Source organism: Ochrobactrum quorumnocens, assembly GCF_002278035.1.
In the GTDB taxonomy this organism is placed as follows: Bacteria; Pseudomonadota; Alphaproteobacteria; order Rhizobiales; family Rhizobiaceae; genus Brucella; species Brucella quorumnocens.
Window position 1 is genome coordinate 506,835 of the sequence record NZ_CP022605.1, and the last position, 22,218, is coordinate 529,052.

Sequence of the window (22,218 nt, forward strand, 5' to 3'; positions counted from 1 at the left end):
AGCCAATCTCTTTTTCCGCGTCTGAAACCCTCGGGCAATCATAATGTCAGTTCAGCGGTAATACGTTCGAACGCTTAACCTGGCCCAAGGCGAAACTGGTTTCGATGGATGCTATATTGTCGAGCCGGGTCAGCTTGTCCTTGATGAAACGCTCATAGGCCTCAAGGTCCGCCGCAACGATTCGCATGAGGTAATCGCGCTGGCCTGTCATAAGGTAGCAATCCAGCACTTCCGGCCAGCGTGAAACGGTTTCCTCGAAACGGTCGAGATCTTCCTCACGCTGGCGCTCAAGCTTGATTGATGCAAAAGCGTTGACGGGAAGACCAACCCGCTTCTGGTCAACAACAGCCGCATAGCCTTTGATGATACCAGCCTTTTCCAGCATCCGCACCCGCCGGGCGCAAGGCGAGGGTGAAAGGCCAACCCTCTCCGCCAGATCGCCGATGGAAATCTTGCCATCGGTCTGCAAGCTGATGAGTATCTTGCGGTCAATCATGTCTAATTCGGAATCTGGCATAAAACACCAATTGTTGCGATCATATTGGTTATCAGAGCCAATATACTAGATTTGTAAGGACAAATATAGTCGGTTCTACCTTCCGGAATATTCTAGCATTCCCCGAAGTCAACAGGCACCCGGGAGAGAGAAAGTGGCCGACCTGAACATGCTCGAGGAATTGGAACGCAAGATACTGTGGCTCGCGACATGGATGATCCATAATGCCAATCATCTGCGCGATAACGGTGATGGCCTGAAGGTCGGCGGCCATCAGGCATCGTCCGCCTCGCTGGCGACGATCATGACAGCGCTGTATTTTCATGCGCTGCAGCCAGAAGACCGGGTTGCGGTGAAGCCCCATGCCAGCCCGATTTTCCACGCCATCCAGTATTTGTTCGGCAACCAGACACGCGAGAAAATGAAGAACTTTCGCGGCTACAAGGGCGTGCAATCCTATCCCTCACGCACCAAGGATGTCGATGACGTGGATTTCTCCACCGGCTCGGTCGGTCTCGGCGTGGCACAAACGCTGTTTTCATCGCTTGTGCAGGATTACGTTCAGGCGAAGAATTGGAAAAACGCTGCTCCAGTAGGCAAGATGGTTGCCCTTGTTGGCGACGCCGAAATGGACGAAGGCAACATTTTCGAGGCGCTTCTTGAAGGCTGGAAGCACGGTGTGCGCAACACCTGGTGGGTGGTCGACTACAATCGCCAGAGCCTCGACGCCGTGGTGCGCGAAGGTCTTTGGGAGCGTTTCGAGACGATTTTCCGCAATTTCGGTTGGGATGTCGTTCTAATCAAGTACGGCACGCTGCAACAGGCGGCATTTGCCGAACCTGGCGGAGAAAAGCTGCGCGAGTGGATCGATGCATGTCCGAACCAGGACTATTCGGCCTTGACCTTTCAGGGCGGTGCGGCCTGGCGCAAGCGGCTGATGGACGACCTGGGTGATCAGGGATCGGTGTCGAAACTGATAGAGCGTCACAGTAATGACGAGCTTGCGGCTCTGATGGCCAATCTCGGCGGCCATGACCTGGCAACGCTGCTCGGTGCTTTTGATGAGGCGCGCAAGCACGACCGTCCGGTATGCTTCATTACCTATACGATCAAGGGTTTTGGCCTGCCGCTGGCCGGCCACAAGGACAACCACGCCGGACTAATGACGCCGACCCAGGTGGAAGCGCTGCGCGAGACAATGAATGTGCGCACGGGACATGAATGGGACATGTTCGAGGGAATGAACATTCCGGAACAGGCGGTTCGCGAATTTCTGAAAGCCGTGCCTTTTGTCCAGCGTGGCCGCCGTCGTTTTGACGCTGCCAGAATTGCCGTGCCGAAAAAGCTGGAATTCAACGCACAGTCCGCCATGTCCACCCAGCAGGGTTTCGGTTTCGTCATGCACGAGATCGCCCGCTCCGATACGCTATTCGCTTCGCGCGTCGTTACCACTTCACCCGATGTCACAGTCTCGACCAATCTCGGCGCATGGGTCAACCGACGCGGCCTGTTCTCAAGGGAAACCATGGCCGATCTGTTCAAAACAGAGCGCATTCCCTCTACTTATAACTGGGCCTTTTCGCCTGGCGGGCAGCATATGGAACTGGGTATTGCCGAAATGAACCTTTTCATCATGCTCTCGGCGCTTGGTCTTTCCCATTCGATTTTCGGAGAACAGCTGCTACCTATCGGCACGCTATACGACCCGTTCATCGAACGCGGCCTCGATGCGCTCAACCATGCCTGCTATCAGGATGCCCGCTTCATGCTCGTCGCCACGCCTGCGGGCGTGACGCTTGCGCCGGAAGGCGGGGCGCACCAGTCCATCGCCACGCCGCTGATTGGCATGGCGCAAGATGGTCTCGCCAGTTTCGAGCCTGCCTTTGTGGATGAACTTGCAGTGATAATGCGCTGGGGGTTCGAACACATGCAGCTCTCCGGCGAGGCGGCGGCGGACAATACGACCTGGCTTCGTGACGAAAATGGCGGCTCCACCTATCTGCGCCTGTCGACGCGTACCATCGACCAGCCGAAGCGGCAGATGACACCGCAGCTTGAACAGGACATCGTCAACGGTGCCTACTGGATGCGCAAACCCGGCCCCGCTGTCCAGGTAATTATTGCCTATACGGGTGCGGTAGCGCCCGAGGCGATAGAGGCAACCGGCCTGATGAGCGAGGACCGTCGCGATATCGGGCTTCTGGCCATCACCTCCGCCGACAGGTTGAATGCGGGCTGGACCGCGGCGCAAACGGCGCGTGAGAATGGGCTTTCGCACGCGACCAGCCATATCGAACGCCTGTTGGCCGATGTTCCTTCCCATTGCGGTATCGTTACGGTCATCGATGGTCACCCGGCGACGCTTGGCTGGCTGGGTTCGGTTCACGGGCACCGCACCCGCTCGCTCGGGGTCGACCACTTTGGACAGACTGGTTCTATCGCCGAACTCTACCGCCATTACGGCATCGATGCGCGCGGCATTATTTCCGCCGCCGAGTCGGTCACACCGGGCAAACCGATCAGGCGTTTCGGATTTGTCTGATCGCCGCCTTAAGCAGGGCCCGCCCCGATTATTAGAACAGGCAGTCCTGCCTGTTTTTCAAAAGAAAACTACTGATACCAGCACATTCGCGGCCCTAGCCTCTTTTCCTGAAGCCGACCGGTCGACTATAGTCTTGTGATGAATATCGACCGGCTGAAAACCAAAGCGGCTTCGGAACTGGTTCTTGATGGTGTAGGCGCGCCCTATCAGCAGATCGAGAGAGCCATTCGCAGCAAGATACAGACTGGCGCATGGCCGCCTGGTTACCGGATTCCGCCCGAAGAGGAACTGGCGGTCAGCCTTGGTGTGTCAAGGGCTCCGCTCAACAAGGTGCTTAACAACCTTGCCAACGCAAAGATTATCGTGCGGCGGCGGCGGCTTGGCACTTTCGTCAGCGAACGGACAGATAATCATGCCGTGATCGGCATTATCGATATTCGCAACAAGATCGAGCAATCCGGCAAGGAATACAGTTTTGAGCTCCTGAAACACGAGATCGTCAGTGCCGAAGACGCCTATGGTTGGCAAGAAGCCGTTCGCAACGAGCAGCTTTTGCGGCTGGAACTTGTTCACAAGGCAAATGGCGTGAATGAGGTTTTCGAGGAACGCTTCATACGCATTTCTGTCATTCCAGAAGTCGAATTCCAGAAGTTCGATGCGGTGCTGCCCAACGAATGGCTGCTGGCGCGACTGCCCTGTACCCGGCTGGTCAATACGATCCGGGCCGCAAGCCCCGACCGCCGGATTGCAAAGGTGCTCGGTCTTACGCTGAACGAGCCGGTGCTGGTATCCGAGCGGCGCACCTGGGCGCATAATGATGCGCTGACGTGGGTCAAGCTGTCTTTTCCCGGCTATCGCAACGAGTTCGTCGGCGAATTCAGCCCTCTTGAACCCCTCGCAAATCTGGGCTGAAGGTACATTACATGGTGAATGACATGGATGGAATTGCGGGCATGAGCGCGCTCTCGCGGGACCTTCGGGAGAAGTTTTTTCTTGAAGCGCCGCAAGAAGTGACGCTTGTCATATCCTCCGACCCGCTGAACAAGGCCTATCTGTCCGGCTATGTCAGCATGACGCATGACCTTGCGCCCGCCTACAGGTCGGCAGTTCTTGCCTCGCGCGATAATGTCTCGCTGGTGGTAAGTGCCGCCGATGCCGGTCCGGCTCGTAATTTTTTTGCGGATGCCAGCCACCTTTACCGTTATGGAGAGTTCTACTTCGAAACAACCGATGATGCATTTTCGGAATTCCGCAAGGATACCCATGCCGGTTTTCAGGAAGCGTTTGCCCATGCCATTAGAGCACATCGATCTGCGGACGGCCTTGTAGGCGTGGATCGCTCAAATGACGATGTGGCCTGGGCGCTGTGCCGCGAAATTCTCGGAGAAAACAGGGTGCGGGATATCACACCGGATCTTGCTCGGACGCGCGCCACCAAGATTGAAGGCGAGGTGGTGCGCCTTCGCAGGGCAAGCCAGCTTGTCGAGGAGGGTTTTCGCCAAGTGGCGGAAATTGCCCGCCCCGGATTGACCGAACGCGATCTTGCTGCCGTAGTCACCCGTTCTATGGTCGCGGGGGGTGGTGTGCCGCGCTTCGTATCCGTAACCTCGGGCATCAGATCGGCGCTTGCCGATGCCTATCCGACTGACCGGAAAATGCTGGCTGGCGATATCCTGCGCATCGATGCCGGCTGCACGGTCGACGGATACTGGTCGGATATAGGGCGGACATTCGTGTTTGGCGAACCCGATGCCCGACAGAGCAGGATTTACGAGGCGCTTCATGTCGGGCTCGAAGCGGAACTGGCGGCTGTTCGTGCCGGTATACAGGCCGATGCTCTGTTTGCAATCGCTATGGAAAGCGTTCGTTCGAGCGGCATTCCCCATTACCGGCGGCAGCATTGCGGGCATGGCATAGGGTTAAAATCTTATGACAATCCGACAATCAGAACTGGCGACACGACCTTGCTTCGGGAAGGAATGTGTCTGTGTCTCGAAACTCCCTATTACGAGATCGGCGTCGATGGAATGATGGTAGAGGACATGATCCGGGTTACGACCACGGGCTATGAGCCGCTGACGACGATTTCACGCGAACTAGTCGTCATTTCCTGAACGCGACTCACTGTTCCACAGGCGCGCACAGGCCGTATAAAGCGTCTCCGGCGGCGCTCAATGTCGGAAACCTGCGATAGACAACGATGCCATCGGCTGCGAAGCGAAGCTCCGTCGGCTCGTTGAACGGCAACCCAATGGGATGCAGAAACCCCGCCAGGTCACCCTTGCGCACAGTCGATCCAACCTGTTGCAACGGCTCGAAAAGACCATCCGATAGTGCATAGATTGATGTTTCGGGCGGCAGCATCCTGAGCATGCGGGTTGGCAGCTTTTCCGGCGCCAGAAGCTCGGGGACGACACCGAAGTCCCGCAGAACACGGCGTATTCCCGCTTCAGCCAGCGTTATGCCGCCTTGCGACAATCCGGGCCCACCGCCAAGCTCCGTGGTCAGGGCGGCAAGCCCATGCGCGGCAGCCGATGCGTAGAGCGTCGTTGCGCCGCCGCCGCCCCGGCCATCGGTGAGAATGGTGTTGGGCGCGGAGAAGCTGTCGAGCAATGCGGCAATGCGCTTTTCCTGCTTCGGCATACGCCCCCGATGTGCAAAGGCAACCGGCATATAATCCAGAGAGCTTCCGCCGGAGTGAAGATCCAGCACATAATCAGCCAGCGGAAAAAGAGCTGTGGTTACATAGTGGGCAATCATGCTTGTGGGCCCGCCATTTGCGATGCCTGGAAACAGCCGGTTGAGATTGCCGGAATCAAGCGGGGAATTTCTGCACCCAGCAATAACTGCGGGGCGGTTCAGTTCAGGCAGTATGATGACGCGGCCCCTGACCTTCGTATCGCACAATGCGGCAGCAATTCTGCGGAGGGCAATCTGTCCCTCATATTCATCGCCATGAGTGCCCGCCGTGAGCAGAACCGTAGGACCTTCGCCGCCATTGATGCAGACCATGGGCACTGGAATCCAGCCATAGGCCGACGTATCGGATGAAAAAGGCACCCGGGCATAATCGCTCTGCACACCGCGCTGTTCGAAGTCAATTGTCGTCCAGACCTGGCTTTTCATCTTGCCTGTCATGCTGGCTCCCTTGTTTCTGCTTAATCAGTTCATCAGGTAAAAATATCCGGCTCACACATGTTTCATACGAAATTCCGGGGCTGTCGGCACTGCGGCCGCAAAACATGCCGCCAGAACACAGATAACGGCCGTGGCGACAAGAACCGTCGTCATCCCCACCCCTTGCGACAAGGGCGCGATAGCTGAAAGCCCGAGCGGCGCAAGGCCATAGGATACGATAAAATCCAGCGATGAAACGCGGGCCAGCTTGCGGCGCTCCATTTCGCCCTGGATAGCGGTAAACCAGATGACGTTGAAAAGCTCCATCCCGAAACCGGCAATCACATAGGCCGCCATCGGTATCCAGAAAATTTCCGGCACAAGAAGGCTGAGCGGCACTGCGCTATAGGCACCCAAACCGGCAAGCGCCCACCAGCCTCTTTTGACGGGTTTCCAGTAAGAGATTGCAATGCCGCCCAGAAGTGCACCGGACATATAGGCCGTAACGCTACCGGCCAGCAGGCTCGCATTATTGTAAACGGTCGTGCTGATCAGCGGCACGAGAACGCCGGTGACGGAATAGCCGGTGGCGATCACCGCCGACAGCGCGGCTAGCGCTGCAAAGAACCACGGATGGCGGCGCGCTTCATGATAGCCTTCGAGCAAGTCGGCGACGAACCTTACAGCAAGGCCTGTTCCCGCGACAGTCCGCCCGGTTTCACCATGCGGTTCGGCGGGCCATGGCGGAAGTAGCGCGCTGATCATCCACAATAAACCGATGGAAAGAAAAGCCGCTTCCAGCCCAAACATGGTTGCCACGATGGTCGCCGCCGCCGGGCCGACAAGGATCGTTGCCCGCACCGAAAAACTAAGCGCCGCATTGGCAATTTGAAGATCTGCCTCCGGCACAAATACGGGAACGATGGACTGGTAGACCGGCCTGCAAGCGCCCTGCCCCATGCCCGAAAGCACAACGCCTGCTGCGGTGAGAATGGAGAACGGTCGCATATCTCCCGCAAGGTCGATAAATATCAGCGCTGCGCCGCAGGCGGCAATCAGGCTCGACACCAGAATAATCCGACGACTTCCCACCCGATCCGCCATGACGCCTGCAACCGGCACGGCGGCCAGAAAACCCGCCGAGCGCAGCGCGAGAAATATGCCCAGATCAACCGTAGAGAGAACAGCATCCGCAACTGCGAAACCGAGAACAAACGGCAACGCCCAGGTGGCGATACCCGATGCGGTATTGCCCGACCAAAGCCGGAAAAAACTTATGGAACGGACGCTGGACACTGGCTCTAGTTGCCCTGGCCGGGCATATTCATGCTGCTGCGGATTTCCTCGAGAATGCGGACCCAGCTGCGCACGCCCTTGTGAAAACGCCCGACATCATAACGTTCGTCCGGTGCGTGGATGGCATCATCGGGCAGGATGAAGCCAATCACGATACAATCGATGCCCAGCATATCGCGGAACTGCTGCGCAAGCGGAATGGAGCCGCCGGAACCCTTAAGGATGGTTGGTTTTCCCCATTCCTCCTCGAGGCCGCGAGCGGTAGCTTTCACGAACGGATTGTCCTCGGGCATGGCGACGGCGCTGCTTCCGGGAAACCCCTCGAATTCCACCGTGCAACCATCCGGCAGGCGGGAGCGGACATAGGCCTGGAACAGTTCGCGTATCCTAGTTGGATCCTGCCCTTCCACCAGCCGGAAGGAAAGCCTGGCGGTTGCCGATCCGGGAATCACCGAGCGCTCGCCCGGCCCCTGATTGCCGCCGGTGATACCGTTCAGATCGACGGTGGGTCGCCCCCAGATGGCCTCCAGAAGCGAATAGCCATTCTCGATAACGCCGCCGCGCAGATCGACCTTTTCAACAAGGTCGGTCTCTTGCGCCAGTGCCCGCCATTGCTGGCGAAGCTCCGGCGAGATGTCGCTCACACCATCATAGAAACCCTTAATCATCACGCGGCCATTTTCATCGTGAATGCCTGCAAGGATCGCGCTGAGAATACGAACGGGATTGGCCGCGATGGCACCAAAAAACCCTGAATGCAGATCGCCATTCGGCGCGTGCACCGTCACCTTTTCGTGGAGAAGCCCTTTGAGACGAATGCTCAGCGCGGGCTGCGTGGGCGACCACATATCGCTGTCGCAGATGAAGGCAACATCGCAGGCCAGTTCTTCCCGGTGGGCTTCAAGAAAGGCGGGCAGGCTATGCGAGCCGGATTCTTCCTCACCTTCCAACAGGACAATCACCTTGCCTGGAAAATCCCCATGAATGTTTTTCCAGGCGCGCAACCCTTCGATGTATGTCCAGAGCTGACTTTTGCTATCCGATGCGCCACGGCCATAGAACCGGCGACGCCCGTCCTCCTCGATAATCTCGGGTGCGAAGGGCGGGTGCTTCCACGCGTCCGGTTCGCCGACGGGCTGCACATCGTAATGCCCGTAAAAGAGCATTCTCGGGCTGTTTTCGGCAACGGCACCGGCCGAGTGGGCGAGCACCAGCGGATGGCCGTCGGTTTCGACAATGCGCGCGTTGAAGCCAAGCTCGGCAAGCTCGTTCTCAAGCCAGCGCGCCGCCTGTCCGATGCCCTCCGCACCTGAGGGATCGCCCGAAATGGAGGGGATCGCTATCAGATCGAGGAGTTTGGTCAGCCCGGCTTCGAGGTTGCGATCCGCCTCCTGAAGCGTTTTCCCTATGTCAGACATCCGCTGTTTCCCTTGATAGAGCTGCCGGGTGGACTAGCCGCCCGTTTATGCCGGTCAGATTTCGAAACCGAATTCCGTTTTGAGATAATCGCGCAGTGATGCGATATCCGCCTTCACAACGGGCGCCTGCCTGGGCTCCGTCGGCTCTTTCAGTCCTGTCGAGCAACCGATAACCACCACAGGACCATCGTTTTCGAACCCTGCGATATGATCCAACGCCGCAAATGCCGCACTGGAGGAATATTCCTGCCACAGACCCTGACGCGCCATGACGGCATGGGCTGCCCACGCCGCATTATCATCTACCAGCATCGGCAAGCCGTTGCTTTCGCGGATGGCGACAACCGAGCGATAGCCATTGACCGTCGTGGCGGTACCGGATTGAAAGGTCGGCCTCGCCTCGACGGTGATTGCCGGAACCCCGGCCTCAATTGCATGAAAGAGCGGGCCACGGGCGGCTGGCTCGATGGAAACGAGCTGTGGTATGCGGTCGGTATGGCCCAAAAGCTTCGCTTCGTTGAAGCCCTTGTAGATGCCGTAAAGCATCTCGCCATAGCCGGTCGGCACCAGCACGGCAGATGGGGTCTGGCCATCGAGATCTGCAAGGATTTCATAGGCAATAGTCTTGTAGCCTTCAGGCCCCCACGGGTGACCCGTATGGACCGATGTCAGATTGCTGACTGGATAGGTGCCTGGCAGTTCCTGAAGCGTACGCAATGCCGGCCAGCGATCCTCGGCGGGCAGGAATACGGGAAATGCGCCATAGCCAAGGATCATATCGCGAAATGCCGGACTGACTTCCGGCATGGTCAGCACAATGCAATTAAGACCGGCGCGGCTGGCCATTGCAGCGGCCGATACGCCATGATTGCCTGAAGAAGCGACTATGATCGTCGAGGCGCCCTCATAAAGCGCCGCCGAAACCGTGAATGTATTCAGCCGGTCCTTGTGACTCCAGGTCGGGTTGCGGCTCTCGTCCTTGACGAATACGCTCCGGTCACGGAAGGCGGGCGGCGCAACGCTGGAAACATCGACCAGCGGCGTATTCCCAACCGGCATGGTCATTTTTGGGTGAAGTGGCGGCAGGATTTCCTGCCAGTCATTCCATCTCGTCCCCTTCGAAAAACGAACTCGGGATACGGCTGCATAGTCGTAATCCACTTCCAGCGGAAACTGCATGCTTTCATTCGAAGTTTCGGGGCAACCCGAAAGCAGGGCAGGCAGCAGCGGAAAAGCCGGATTTCCCGGACCAAGCGATCTCTGTCCCTTCGCAAGCGAGGGAGTCTCGATATTCAGATCTGTCATCGTGTTACCTTCAAATTACCTGGACAATCTTGGTCCTTCGGAGCGCAAGCTGTAGCTTGCGCTAGTGCAGTATCTGCTCAAGGAAGTGCCTGGTGCGCGCTTCGTTCGGGTTTTCGAAAAATATGGACGGTGGCGCTTCCTCGACGATCTTGCCCTGATCCATAAAGATGACGCGATCGGCGATCTTGCGCGCAAAGCCCATTTCATGCGTTACGCAGATGATTGTGATGCCGTCCTGCGCCAGGTCTGCCAACGTTTCCAGCACCTCCTTGACCATTTCCGGGTCGAGTGCGGAGGTTGGCTCGTCGCATAGCAGGACCGATGGTTTAACGCAGAGTGAACGCGCGATGGCTACACGCTGCTGCTGCCCGCCAGAAAGCTGCCGGGGATATTTATCTGCCTGCTCGGGTATTCTCACCCGCTTCAGATAACGGCGGGCAATGCCATCGGCCTCGTGGCGGGGTACCTTGTGAACCCACCGTAGCGCCAGCGTGCAGTTCTCCAGCACGGTGAGATGTGGAAAGAGGTTAAACTGCTGGAAAACCATGCCGACATTCTTGCGAACCGCATCCAGCACCTTTGATTTCTGCGAAAGCTCGACACCATTGACGGTGATCTTGCCGCCCTGAAAAGATTCAAGGCCGTTGATGCAGCGGATCATAGTTGATTTACCGGAGCCGGAAGGACCGCAAACGACGATCTTTTCACCTTCACGTACGCTGAGATTGATATCGTCCAGGACCTGGAAGTCACCGAACCACTTGCTCATCTTTTCAATTTCAATCGACTTTTCGATATTCGTGTCGGGCATGCCTGGCCCCTTTCTTTCAGATCATGGGCAGGGTGGTCACAGCGCTTCGACGCCTCCCCGCCCCGAAACGGAAACGAGCGAGAAAAGCATCGAGATAGCGACCCGTGTGATGATGGTGATGCAGAGATATATGATGCCGGCAATCAGCAGCGGCTCATAGATATCGAGCGTGCGTGAGCGGATTTCATTGGCAAAGCCCATGACATCCATGACCGTGACCGTAAACGCCAGGGCCGTCGACTTACAGAGCATGATGACTTCTGTCGTATAGGCGGCGAATCCGTTGCGCAGCATGGCTGGAAAAATTGCTACCCGGAAGGTCTGGAAGCCGGTCAGTCCCAGCGATCTGGCCGCCTCGATCTGCTCCTTTGGCGTCTGATAGTAGGAGCCACGCAGAATCTCCGACGTATAGGCCATTTCTACGATAGCCAGACACAGAATCGCGCACCAGAACGGGCTGGAAAATATGTTCCACAGAAACGTCTCGCGGATGATGGGCAGAACCGGAAAGCCGTAATAGATGACATAGAGCATCAGCAGCATGGGTACGCCGCGAATACAAAACATCAGGTTCCAGACGATTTTTGATGTCAGGCCGCCGAAACGGATCTGGACAAAGGCCATAAGCGCGGCGAGCACAAAGCCGATCAGCAGCGAAATGATGAACAGGCTGAGGGTGGTGGAAAGCCCGCCGAGAATTTCCTGCGTATAGGAGATGATGAGATCCATCACACGCCTCCCATCGGCTGGCGGGAGCGTCTTTCAAGCCGGTGAAACAGCTTCGCCGAGACGAATGCGAAGACGATGAAGATCGCGATGGCAATGCCGTAGAAGGTAAAGGGAGCACCGGTTGAACGCGCCCCGAGCGAGGCGATGCGCACGATATCGGAAATGCCGATAATGCTCAGAAGCGCCGTTTCCTTCATGCTGATCAGCCAGAGAGAACTGAGATGCGGGATCATTTTTCTGTAGACTTGCGGCAGGACAATGAGCCCCAAAGACTGCAAGCCAGAGAAACCGAGCGCCCGGCCCGCCTCATGCTGCCCGGCAGGAATATCCGCCCAGCCGGCCTTGAAGAGCTCGGTTGAATAAGCACCGAGCACGATCGATGTGGACATGATGCCCGGCACCAGCGGACTGATCTTGATGTGAGACATGCCCGGAATGACAGAGATCAGGCTGTTGAGAGTGCCATCAGCGGTGTAGAAAATCAGGATCAGCAGTAGAATGTCTGGAAGGCTCCGGAAAATATAGGTGTAAAGCCTGACGACGAAGGCTGCTCCCTTAAGTCGCGAACTGGCGACCATTGCAAGCATGATCCCGATCAGCATGCTGAAGGCGAAACTGAAGATTGCCACTATCAGGCTGACGCCGAAGGCTCTCGCAAATTGCCAGCCCCAGCCAGATTCCAGATACTCAAGCATGCAGATAACCCGTTTCTGTAGCGCCATGTCGACGCAAAATTTATGCCGATTTCCTGCCAAGCGCACATTTTTCCCGACGCTGCCCGGGAAATACCCGGGAAGCCAGAGGGTGCGACTCCTGATATTATTCGAAGCCGGGTAGTGGCTGCTTTTTAGGCGCTGGTGGAGATGGAATTTCAGGCTTGCTACCGCCCTCAGTTATCGGGGCAGCCGATCATCACAATTGCGCTATGGAAGCAACAGGCCACGAAATCACTTGATTGGCGGGCCCCATTTTTTGGCAAGCTCATCCCAGACACCGTTGTCGCGTGTCGTCTTGAGCGCAGCGTTGAATTCATCCCGCAGCGCCGTATCTGTCGGACGGAAAGCCATGCCTATACCTTCCGATACCTGGACCGGATCACCGATATTGATCAATTTCGGTGCGTCGTCTTTTTTCCCAACAAAGGGCTCGATATCGCCGAGAACTATATCAATACGACCGGTCTTGAGGTCAGAAACCAGGGCATCCATGGATGGATAACGCCGGACTTCCAGACCAGGATAGGTCTTTTCGATATAGGCCGCATTCGTCGTGCCTTGCTGCACGCCAATCGTCTTGTCCTTCATCGTTTCCGGTGAAATGTGGAACTCCTTGCCTTCGATCACACCGAAATATGAATAGGTGCGCGCATAGGGCTCGCTGAAGATAACACGCTTTTTTCGCTCTTCAGTAATACCCATGCCGCCGATGACGACATCGAACTTGTCCGCAAGTAGGGCGGGAATGATACCGCTCCATTCATTGGTCACGAAGCTACATTTGGCCTTCATGATCTCGCACATGGCATTGCCGAGATCGATATCGAAACCCTGGAGCGTGCCATCCGCGGCCGTCATGTTGAACGGAGGAAAGCCGCCTTCATTGGCGATAACAATTTCGCGCTGCTCTTCGGCTTGAACGCCTGACAACGAACCAGCAAACAGCGCAACAGTCAGCGCCGCAATTGATAGAGGCAATTTCATTGTTGTTCCCTTTTTTATTTGTAATTACAATTAAACCTCTCGCAATCCGGATGTCAACGGCATTGCCCAGTTTTTTTGTAATTACAAATGATGGATAGGCTCTCCGACAGCGATGCAGATGCTCAAGGTGACCCCCGCGCTTGCCAACGTGTTTGCAAGACTTTCGAAAATCGGAATAAAGGAATGGCGTCACAAGAGAATAAGAAAACGCAGGATTACCAGATCGAACTGCAATCTAAATGACTGATTGCCAGTCAAAAATCTTTGCTCTACGCAGTTAGTGTAGCTTTTAAAGCTACTTGGATCCGGCGATTTAGCATTACAAACATTAAGTTAACACAATCAAGGCCAGTCCTGCGACAACGAATATCGCTCCAACCCAAGCTCCTGGGGTTGGCTTTTGACCCGTGCGTAGCCACAGCATCGGAAGAATAATGACTGGTGTCGTTGCTGAAATCGTAGAAACTATGCCTGTTTCTCCGCCTGAAAGAGCGAATAATAGCAATGTCATACCCATCGCGAGCGAAAGAAACCCCGATAGAGCGGTCATAGATGCCACTTGCATAGACATGCGGTTACGCGGTCGAACTGCTGCTATCGGAAACGCAGAGAGAACGCTGAGGCAGCAGGCCGCCGTGCCAACACGAAGCAGTGAAGCGAGAAATGGATCGATACCACTTTCCATGACTGGTCGCACAATGATGGAGCCGATTGCCTGTCCAATCGCTGCCAGAAGACCCAATGAAATGCCCGCAACTAAAGAACCTCGAACTGTCTCCCACGGATGTGTAACCACACGGCGATTATTGAAGAATATTGCAAAGCATACTCCGACGATCGTGACTGCGATACCGATGACTATCCGAAGGTTTAGTGTTTCACCCAGCACTGCCCATCCGAGGAACGCCGCGATCGGCGCATTCATGGCGAACAAAATCCCTGCACGGCGCGGCCCCAATCTGTTGAGCGTTGCAAAGAGCATGGTGTCGCCAAGGAATATGCCTATGATGCCGGAAAGGAAAAGCGGGATCGCTGTGGCAATAGTCAATCCATGCCATGTTCCGGTCGCCACCACATAGATAATCAGCAAAAAACTGACAAATATCTGCCGCATCTGATTGAATGTGAACGCGCCGAGATGACCGGCAGGTCCAGCAGAAATGAGACCGGTAAGAGCCCAGCATATAGCGGCTCCTAATGCTGCCAGTTCATAAATAGGCATAGCGACCTTTGGAAAATCTGAAATTTTTAATTTTCGATGTGGGGTACCTGATGGGCTTAACGTTCACCTATCCGACGTCGATAGCGATGGCAAACATGAAACGAAGCTTCTGATAAGAGCAGCGACGAATATTTCGACTTACCTTTTCCCCGAAGATTAAAAGTAAAGATTTATACCCAAACCGCATAAATCCTATACCTGATTTGCGTTTGTTAAATCGAATGGGAGCTTTCAATATCGCGCTTAATAAAAGCACTGAGCAAAAAGCCAGAGGGAACTTGATGACACAGCCATTGATCGGAGACCCAGGGAAACTGGAAATCGTCCCACCGCGTCGTTGGGCAACGAAAGCTCTCGCAGTCGCGTGCGTCGTCGCAGTTTTGTTTCTTATCAGAGCTTTCTGGAAAGGTGACATTGCCTGGCAATATGTCTCTGCAAATCTGTTTGCACCTGCGGTGCTCTCTGGCGTCGTCAATACAATTATCATGACGTTCTGCGCGATGGCGATTGGCATATTGCTAGGCGTGGTAGCGGCAATGATGCGTATGTCGGATAATGGTGTTCTGCGTAGTATTTCAATCGGTTATGTTTGGTTGTTTCGCGGCATTCCAGCTCTGCTTCAATTACTTTTATGGTTCAATCTGGCGCTTATTTTTCCAACCATTGGTATTCCGGGACTTTTTTCAGTCAAGACTGTCGAAATTATGACCCCTTTTGTAGCGGCATTTCTTGGTCTTGGAATTCAACAGGGCGCTTATACTGCCGAGGTTGTGAGAGCCGGCATTATGTCCATTGATAAAGGACAAACGGAAGCCGCTCAGTCAGTTGGTATGACGAGTCTCCGAGCGATGATCAAGATCGTTCTCCCTCAGGCGATGCGTGTGATCGTTCCACCAATTGGCAATGAAACAATCGGCATGGTTAAGCTCACTTCACTGGCAAGTGTCATCCAATATTCAGAAGTCCTTCGAAGCGTTGAAGATATTTATTATGTCAACTCACGCGTTATCGAACTGCTGATTGTTGCTGCAGTTTGGTACATGGTAATAGTCACCGTGCTGAGTATTGTTCAGCTCTATGTCGAACGGCATTTCTCAAAAGGTTGGGGAAGACGCAATCCGAAGCAGCAAATTGTTCAGACAATCGCCGAGGAGGAAGCATGATGGAACCGATCATTCATGCTCGCGGGCTTCAAAAATATTACGACAGTTTTCACGTCCTCAAAGATATCAACTTTGATATTCATAAAGGTGAAGTCGTTTGCATCATCGGTCCATCCGGTTCAGGCAAAAGCACCTTTCTGCGCTGCATAAATCAGCTTGAGAAAATCAATTCGGGATATATTTCGGTCGATGCTGAAATAGCTGGCTTTCGCATTGAAGGAACGAAGCTCTATCCGCTCAGCGACAAGCAAAAAGCAAAACAGCGCCAGGCTGTTGGCATGGTGTTTCAGCGGTTTCATCTCTTTCCGCATCTCACCGTTCTGCAAAACATAATCGCCGGACCCACCGGCGTACAAAAACGCCCAAAGTCGCAATGTGTATCGGAAGCACAGCAGTTACTCAGCCGCGTCGGACTCATTGACAAAGCAGATTCATATCCAGCGGAACTTTCAGGCGGCCAACAGCAACGTGTGGCAATTGCCCGTGCGCTCGCCATGCGCCCCAAAGCCATGCTGTTTGATGAGCCGACCTCGGCCCTTGACCCGGAACTTGTTGGTGAAGTGCTCGGCGTGATGAAAGAACTTGCTGCATCAGGCACCACGATGATCGTCGTCACCCACGAAATCGGCTTCTGCCGCGAGGTGGCAGATCGTGTGATCTTTATGGATGAGGGTCGCATCGTTGAAACGGGAACACCTGATCAGGTGCTCAATAATCCTACAAATCCACGAATTAGAAATTTCGTGTCAGCAGTACTCTAACAAAAAAATAATCACGAGGAGAACATCATGAAGCTTACTACCCTTATCGCAACAGCTATGACGCTGTTATCAGCATCTGCAGCAATGGCAGACAACAATCTCAATCTGGTCAATGAAGGCGAACTGCGCGTATTGGTCAACCCCATTTACCCACCGATGGAATTCGTCAATCCAGAAACCGGCACACTTGATGGCCTCGACATTGATCTTATTAATGCCGTGGCAAAGAAGCTCAACCTGAATGTGCTTCTTGTAACTTCTGCATTTCAGGAACTGCAAAGCGGACTGCAAACCGGACGCGGTGACATTATCGTTTCCGGTATGAGCGACAATCCAAAGCGTCAAGAAAGCATGGATTTTGTCGACTACCTTACGAGCGGCCCCATTCTTTTCACAACGAGTGCAAATGCAGCAGACTATAAGAAGCCAGAAGATCTTTGCGGCAAGAAAGTTGCAGGAAGCCGCAGCACGACCTTCGGAACCAACGTCACCGACTGGAGCGCAACAAACTGCGTAGCAAAGGGCAAACCAGCAATCGTATTTGAAGGCACGGCAGATTCCAATGCTGCACGTCTGGGAATGAAGCAAGGCCGCTACGACGCCGTGGTACAGGGAATTGAAACCATTGCCTATCAGATGCGTCTCGAACCCGATACTTTCACACTCATCGGCGACCCGCTGCTAAGCAATGATACATTCGGCATGGGCTTTAAAAAATCGAACACCGCCCTGCGCGATGCGGTCGCCACAGCGCTCGACGAAGTTATCAAAGATAGCACTTACGCTGAAATTCTAAAGAAGTGGGGCTTGACCCACAACGCGGTCGAAAAGGCCGTCATTAACGGCGTTAAGTAAGCCTCAACAGAGCTTAACAATATCAAAATCAAACCAACGGAACGCGTTTGCGCGTTCCGCAGGCTAAGTGCGCGAACAATTTCAGTATCTGCAAATAAGGTAGCGAGCGTCTCAATGCTGCAGTCTTCTTTACATCAACGACCAATTCTCTGGCCAAAAGGGCGGCGCTCAGCGGTCGCTTTAGCGTTTGACGTAGATGGTCCGACTGGGGACGCGATGCTCGACGGCTCGCTGCGGGACAATGCACGATATTTCACCCAAGGTGCGTATGGCCCCTGGAAAGCCCTGCCCCGACTTTTGGAGCTACTGGCGCGATATGAGCTGAAGGCCACCTTCTTCATTCCAACCTGGGTTGTTTCACATTGGACCGAGCATTGCATCCGCATTGCTACCGAGGGACACGAAGTTGCCTATCACGGCCACCGACATGAGGTTTTTATAGACTGCACTGCGCAGCAACAGCTTGATATTATGGAAACTTCCAAAGCAATCTTCCAACGCTATCTCGGCGTGACGCCTGTTGGCTTCCGCACACCATCCGGGGATTGGAGCAATGAAACAGCAGAATTGCTCAAAACCTTTGGCATTATTTACTCAAGCTCCATGCGTGGTGATGACAGGCCTTACTTCCACGACACATTCATGCCCGGTCACGGTCTCGTCGAAATCCCGGCCCGATGGGACATCGACGACTATACTGCCCTCGCCTATACGGAAGAACCCGATTTTCCTGTTGGGCTGGATCGCATTTCCGATTACCGGACCGTTGAAGCCAACTGGAAAGCCGAATTTGAAGGTTATCATCGTGACGGTCTGTGCTGGACGACGATACTTCACCCAAAGGTTTGCGCCCGTCCGGGACGTCTTTCAATTCTCGAAGGTCTGTTTCGTGCGATCAAAGCGCATGGTGATGATGTGTGGTGCACACGCCTCTCGGAGGTAGCACAGTGGTGGATCGCGACAAACGGCGCACAAACAGACCGGGTGAAAAACTGATGTCTGTACAATCCCAATCACATCTAACCCAGACCATTGGGTCTCAATCGTTTTGGCCAGAAGGCAAGGGCTGCGCCGCTTCAATTTCTATTCTGTTTAGTGATGGACTGGATGCACTCGCCACTGCGCCCGATCTTGCTGATCGTAACAAAAGCTTCTCTGTATGGAAATATGGAGCGGCTCGCGGTGTCGAACGCCTGTGCCGTACATTCGAAGACAAGAAGCTGGCGACCAGCTGGTTCGTCCCCGCGACACTCACTGAGACACACGAAGCACTTCTTCGCGATATACACGCTAGCGGACATGACTTCGCGAGCCACGGCCTCACTATTGAACGTTACGATCTTCTAAGTCCGCAGGTAACGCTGGACCGCATCAGGCAATCGAAAACACTTCTTGAAACCTGCCTCAATCAGGAGATCACAGGTTTTCGGCTCCCAGCAGGCAACTGGCCTCATGGATTTGACCGGCAACTTCTTGAAGCTGGCTTCGAGTGGTCGGCATCGTTGAATGGCGATGACGTCCCATTTCTTCATCAATCGCGGTTGCTGGAAATCCCCGTGCATATCGAACTTGATGATCGTCCCTACTTTCAGTTCAACTTCACTCCAGCCTTTCCAAAAGGTCAGAGCAGGCTTCCGGCATATGAGGCGGTTCTTGCAAACTGGAAAGCTGAATTCGATGCCTATCATCGCTATGGGGGCTGCTTTGTACTGCAAATCCATCCGGAATGGAGTGGCACGCCGGGCAGGATCAGCATCATTGAAGATATGATAGACTACATCCAGAGTCACAATGACGTTTGGTTTGCGACAGCGCCTGAAATTGCACAATGGTGCCTTCAGCATTTGCAGCCTTCTCCACCACAACATCCGATAAATGTTTACAACGATTATGTGCAGGAGACCGCACAATGATAACAGATGCGCTTGCAGGTCTTCTCACTAAAACGCCTGAATCTGCTTTTTCGGAAGCGACAATCGACAAAACTAAAATACATGTTCTTGATACGATCGGGGTCTCTCTTGCAGGCGCACGATCATTTGAAACACAAAAAATGCTGGAAGTACTGCAACCATCTGGTGGCGAAGGTCATTGTGCGGTTTGGGGAACATCTTATTCCACGAACGCCCGCACGGCAGCTTTAATCAACGGTGTCTCGGCTCATGCCTATGAGCTTGATGACAGCGGTGGTTGCGATCATTCGGGCGCTGTCGTAATTCCCGCGGCGATTGCTGCTCTTGCAGATATTTCGGAGCCTGTGACCGGCGCGGCTTTTCTGCGCAGTATTATTCTGGGCTATGAGGTTGGTCGCCGTGTGCTTGAGGCCGCGGGTGGCTATGAGACCCATAACGGTCACGGTTGGCACTCGACCGGCACATGTGGCGTTTTTGGGGCTACGGCCGCAGTTGGCTCTCTTCTCAAACTCAACACGCATGATCTCTCCTCGGCGCTTGGCACGGCCTGTTCATTCGCTGCAGGAACATGGGCTTTTATCGGCAACGGAAGCTCTGCGAAAAAGCTGCACTCCGGACGTGCTGCCGAAGCCGGGGTTCTGGCTTCCTACCTGGCGCGAAGCGGCTTTAAGGGACCAGAGGCTGTATTTGAACCCGATCAGTGGGGAAGCTTCTTTGCAACCTATTGCGGAGACCAAGCTGATCCGCAGACACTTATACGCGATTACGGTGTATTCTGGCGTATCAATCGCTGCTCAATCAAGCCTTATGCGACATGTCGTGGAACCCATTCCGCAATCGACGCCATCAACCTGATTTTCGAGAAAGATGGTGTGAGCACTTCCAATGTGGCTAAAATCGAAGTTGGAATGAGTGCGTTTCAGTTTGCAATGTGCGGCAGCAAGTCAGTTATGACGCGTGCACAGGCGCAGATGAGCCTGCCTTATGCGATTGCCGCCAGACTGCATTTTGGCAAGGTTTTCCTGGATGAACTTGCCAACAATGCTTGGGAAGCGCCTGAAATTGCGCAGTGGCTCGACAAAATGACCATAGAAATCGACAAAACCATGGCCGATGAAGATGAACCGGAAGTCAGGATTATGACCCATAGCGGTGCGGAGCACCGGCAAGTGGTCGAAGCCCCTCTCGGCGGCCCGGACAATCCTCTTTCTGTTGAGCAGATCACCGGTAAATATCACGATCTTAGCAAAGCAATTCTGCCACTTGCGCAGGTTAACGCGATACGGGAACGGATCCTCAACCTCGAAAACATCCCCGACGTGAGGGCGCTTCTTCCCCTCCTGCAATCCCCAATGCAAAACTGAGGACAATGTTAGATGTCAACCAATACGGCTTCCACCTGGTCACCACTGTTTAAAGAAGCAGTCGCTGACGATTTCCGCGATTTCCATGAATGTCTCGATCAGGATAAGCGCATCGCACTGTATGATGTTCATGGCTCGCTCGTACACGCTGACATGCTGACGCGTGCCGGAATTTTAACAAAAGAAGAAAATCTGGCGATCCAGTCCGGTCTGAATAAGATCGCTCAAGAAATGCAATCGGGAGAATTCGTCTGGAAAAAAGAGTTTGAAGACGTTCATATGAACGTTGAGAAGCGCTTGACTGACCTTGTAGGTGAGCCCGGCAAGAAACTTCATACTGCGCGCTCGCGTAACGATCAGGTCGCGACCGATATACGCCTCTACGCCCGTAGTGAACTTGACAAACTCGATACGGAAATTTCTGCTCTTATTCGTGCACTTGTTGATCTTGCTGAAGAACACGCGGAAACAATAATGCCCGGCTTCACGCATCTTCAGGCTGCACAGCCGATTACGTTCGGCCACCATCTGATGGCTTATACTGAGATGTTTTTGCGCGATCGTCAGCGGGCAAAAGAATCTCGCGAACGTCTCAACATATCGCCACTCGGTGCTGCGGCGCTTGCCGGCACAGGTTTCCCGATTGATCCAAACTACAGCGCCGCACAGCTCGGTTTTAGTGCAGCGTTTCGAAACTCACTTGATGCTGTGTCCGACCGTGATTACGTTATAGATATCTGCAGTCTAGGTGCGATCATCATGGGTCATCTTTCGCGGCTATCAGAAGAAATTATTCTCTGGTGCACCCCCATGTTCGACTTCATAGAAGTCGGAGACCAGTTCTGCACCGGATCTTCGATCATGCCACAAAAACGTAACCCCGATCTCGCTGAACTGTTGCGCGGCAAAGCTGCGAGACTGATTGGGAACCTCGCTTTCTCGGCATCACTGATGAAAAGCCAGCCCCTTGCCTTCAACAAAGATCAGCAGGAATCCAAACCCCCACTTACAGATAGTCTTGAAACAGTCCGCGGCGCGGTAGCTGTAACAACACAGATGATCCCTTCGATAAAGGTGAAGAAGGAGAAGATGCTTCTGGCAGCAGATCAAGGTTATTCAACTGCGACAGACCTTGCTGATTATCTTGTGCGTGCCGGCCTGCCTTTCCGGGATGCTCACCACGCCGTGGCTGCTATCGTCGGTCATGCTCGGGAAAAACAGCTGAACACGCTGTCAGATTTGCCCCTGCCAGAAATGCAGGCTTTCGCACCTGTGATCGGCGATGATGTATTCAATGTTCTGTCCGTCGCAGGCTCAGTTGCGAGCCGTAATCATCGAGGCGGCACAGCTCCAAAACAGGTACATGCTGCCATAGCGGAAGTTCGAGCTTTGCTTTAATTCCAAGGGTTTTGGGGCGATACAACGCCCCACAACCAACATTTTATCCGTTTGTTTAAATACATGGCTTTATTTGAGATCAAACTCAAGCTCTTGTATATAATGCAATAATGTTCGCCTTTATTAGC

20 protein-coding genes are annotated in these 22,218 nt (G+C 54.2%); 10 read left to right on the top strand and 10 right to left on the bottom strand.

Translation table 11 applies throughout. From position 1 onward, the window contains the following. Positions 1-46: 46 nt before the first annotated feature. Positions 47-517, bottom strand: coding sequence for an Lrp/AsnC family transcriptional regulator (locus CES85_RS24575; RefSeq protein WP_095448423.1), 471 nt, complete (start codon positions 515-517; stop codon positions 47-49). Between the two features lie 148 nt (positions 518-665). Between CES85_RS24575 and CES85_RS24580 the strand changes: the two genes are divergently transcribed. The 3 genes from CES85_RS24580 (at position 666) to CES85_RS24590 (ending at position 5,152) form a co-directional block, all read left to right on the top strand. After that, entirely contained in the window at positions 666-3,038 is a 2,373-nt protein-coding gene (locus CES85_RS24580; protein ID WP_095448846.1) for a thiamine pyrophosphate-binding protein, read from the top strand. 138 nt (positions 3,039-3,176) lie between these two features. After that, positions 3,177-3,950, top strand: coding sequence for a GntR family transcriptional regulator (locus CES85_RS24585; RefSeq protein WP_095448424.1), 774 nt, complete (start codon positions 3,177-3,179; stop codon positions 3,948-3,950). Between the two features lie 23 nt (positions 3,951-3,973). Beyond that, the gene (locus CES85_RS24590; protein WP_157743510.1) at positions 3,974-5,152 is read left to right on the top strand and encodes a M24 family metallopeptidase; all 1,179 of its coding nucleotides are present in this window, start codon (positions 3,974-3,976) and stop codon (positions 5,150-5,152) included. A gap of 7 nt (positions 5,153-5,159) precedes the next feature. Here the strand turns inward: CES85_RS24590 and CES85_RS24595 are convergent, their stop codons facing one another. The 9 genes from CES85_RS24595 to CES85_RS24635 all read right to left on the bottom strand — a co-directional run bounded on the left by CES85_RS24595 (position 5,160) and on the right by CES85_RS24635 (position 14,636). Next, positions 5,160-6,176 (bottom strand): M14 family metallopeptidase, encoded by a 1,017-nt coding sequence (locus tag CES85_RS24595; RefSeq protein ID WP_244923380.1) that lies wholly within the window; start codon positions 6,174-6,176, stop codon positions 5,160-5,162. Between the two features lie 51 nt (positions 6,177-6,227). Continuing rightward, positions 6,228-7,451, bottom strand: a complete 1,224-nt coding sequence (locus tag CES85_RS24600) for an MFS transporter (protein ID WP_095448426.1) — start codon at positions 7,449-7,451, stop codon at positions 6,228-6,230. A gap of 5 nt (positions 7,452-7,456) precedes the next feature. Next, complete coding sequence (locus CES85_RS24605; RefSeq protein WP_095448427.1) at positions 7,457-8,869, bottom strand: M20/M25/M40 family metallo-hydrolase; 1,413 nt, start codon at positions 8,867-8,869, stop codon at positions 7,457-7,459. A 54-nt stretch (positions 8,870-8,923) separates the two neighbouring features. Further along, a complete protein-coding gene (locus CES85_RS24610; protein ID WP_095448428.1) occupies positions 8,924-10,174 on the bottom strand; it encodes a threonine synthase in 1,251 nt (416 codons plus the stop codon). Positions 10,175-10,235: 61 nt separating this feature from the next. Next, positions 10,236-10,985: an amino acid ABC transporter ATP-binding protein gene (locus CES85_RS24615; RefSeq protein ID WP_095448429.1), complete on the bottom strand. Its 750-nt coding sequence runs from the start codon at positions 10,983-10,985 to the stop codon at positions 10,236-10,238. 36 nt (positions 10,986-11,021) lie between these two features. Beyond that, complete coding sequence (locus CES85_RS24620) at positions 11,022-11,714, bottom strand: ABC transporter permease subunit (protein ID WP_095448430.1); 693 nt, start codon at positions 11,712-11,714, stop codon at positions 11,022-11,024. Beyond that, positions 11,714-12,409: an ABC transporter permease subunit gene (locus tag CES85_RS24625; RefSeq protein WP_157743511.1), complete on the bottom strand. Its 696-nt coding sequence runs from the start codon at positions 12,407-12,409 to the stop codon at positions 11,714-11,716. The genes CES85_RS24620 and CES85_RS24625 overlap by 1 nt, the downstream gene beginning before the upstream one ends. A 252-nt stretch (positions 12,410-12,661) precedes the next feature. Then, entirely contained in the window at positions 12,662-13,414 is a 753-nt protein-coding gene (locus CES85_RS24630) for a transporter substrate-binding domain-containing protein (protein WP_095448432.1), read from the bottom strand. 328 nt (positions 13,415-13,742) lie between these two features. After that, positions 13,743-14,636 carry a DMT family transporter gene (locus CES85_RS24635; RefSeq protein WP_095448433.1) on the bottom strand — a complete coding sequence of 298 codons (894 nt, stop codon included), beginning with the start codon at positions 14,634-14,636 and terminating at the stop codon, positions 13,743-13,745. 281 nt (positions 14,637-14,917) lie between these two features. Here CES85_RS24635 and CES85_RS24640 point away from each other — a divergent pair, with 281 nt between their 5' ends. The 7 genes from CES85_RS24640 (at position 14,918) to argH (ending at position 22,090) form a co-directional block, all read left to right on the top strand. Beyond that, positions 14,918-15,799, top strand: a complete 882-nt coding sequence (locus tag CES85_RS24640) for an amino acid ABC transporter permease (protein WP_095448434.1) — start codon at positions 14,918-14,920, stop codon at positions 15,797-15,799. Further along, the gene (locus CES85_RS24645; protein ID WP_095448435.1) at positions 15,799-16,560 is read left to right on the top strand and encodes an amino acid ABC transporter ATP-binding protein; all 762 of its coding nucleotides are present in this window, start codon (positions 15,799-15,801) and stop codon (positions 16,558-16,560) included. Before CES85_RS24640 ends, CES85_RS24645 begins: the two co-directional genes overlap by 1 nt. A 27-nt stretch (positions 16,561-16,587) precedes the next feature. Then, positions 16,588-17,415 carry an ABC transporter substrate-binding protein gene (locus CES85_RS24650; RefSeq protein WP_095448436.1) on the top strand — a complete coding sequence of 276 codons (828 nt, stop codon included), beginning with the start codon at positions 16,588-16,590 and terminating at the stop codon, positions 17,413-17,415. A gap of 114 nt (positions 17,416-17,529) precedes the next feature. After that, positions 17,530-18,411 carry a polysaccharide deacetylase family protein gene (locus CES85_RS24655; RefSeq protein ID WP_095448437.1) on the top strand — a complete coding sequence of 294 codons (882 nt, stop codon included), beginning with the start codon at positions 17,530-17,532 and terminating at the stop codon, positions 18,409-18,411. Further along, positions 18,411-19,328, top strand: coding sequence for a polysaccharide deacetylase family protein (locus tag CES85_RS24660; RefSeq protein WP_095448438.1), 918 nt, complete (start codon positions 18,411-18,413; stop codon positions 19,326-19,328). The genes CES85_RS24655 and CES85_RS24660 overlap by 1 nt, the downstream gene beginning before the upstream one ends. Next, complete coding sequence (locus tag CES85_RS24665) at positions 19,325-20,692, top strand: MmgE/PrpD family protein (protein ID WP_095448439.1); 1,368 nt, start codon at positions 19,325-19,327, stop codon at positions 20,690-20,692. Before CES85_RS24660 ends, CES85_RS24665 begins: the two co-directional genes overlap by 4 nt. 12 nt (positions 20,693-20,704) lie before the next feature. Continuing rightward, the gene (gene argH / locus CES85_RS24670; RefSeq protein ID WP_095448440.1) at positions 20,705-22,090 is read left to right on the top strand and encodes an argininosuccinate lyase; all 1,386 of its coding nucleotides are present in this window, start codon (positions 20,705-20,707) and stop codon (positions 22,088-22,090) included. Positions 22,091-22,218: the final 128 nt, after the last annotated feature.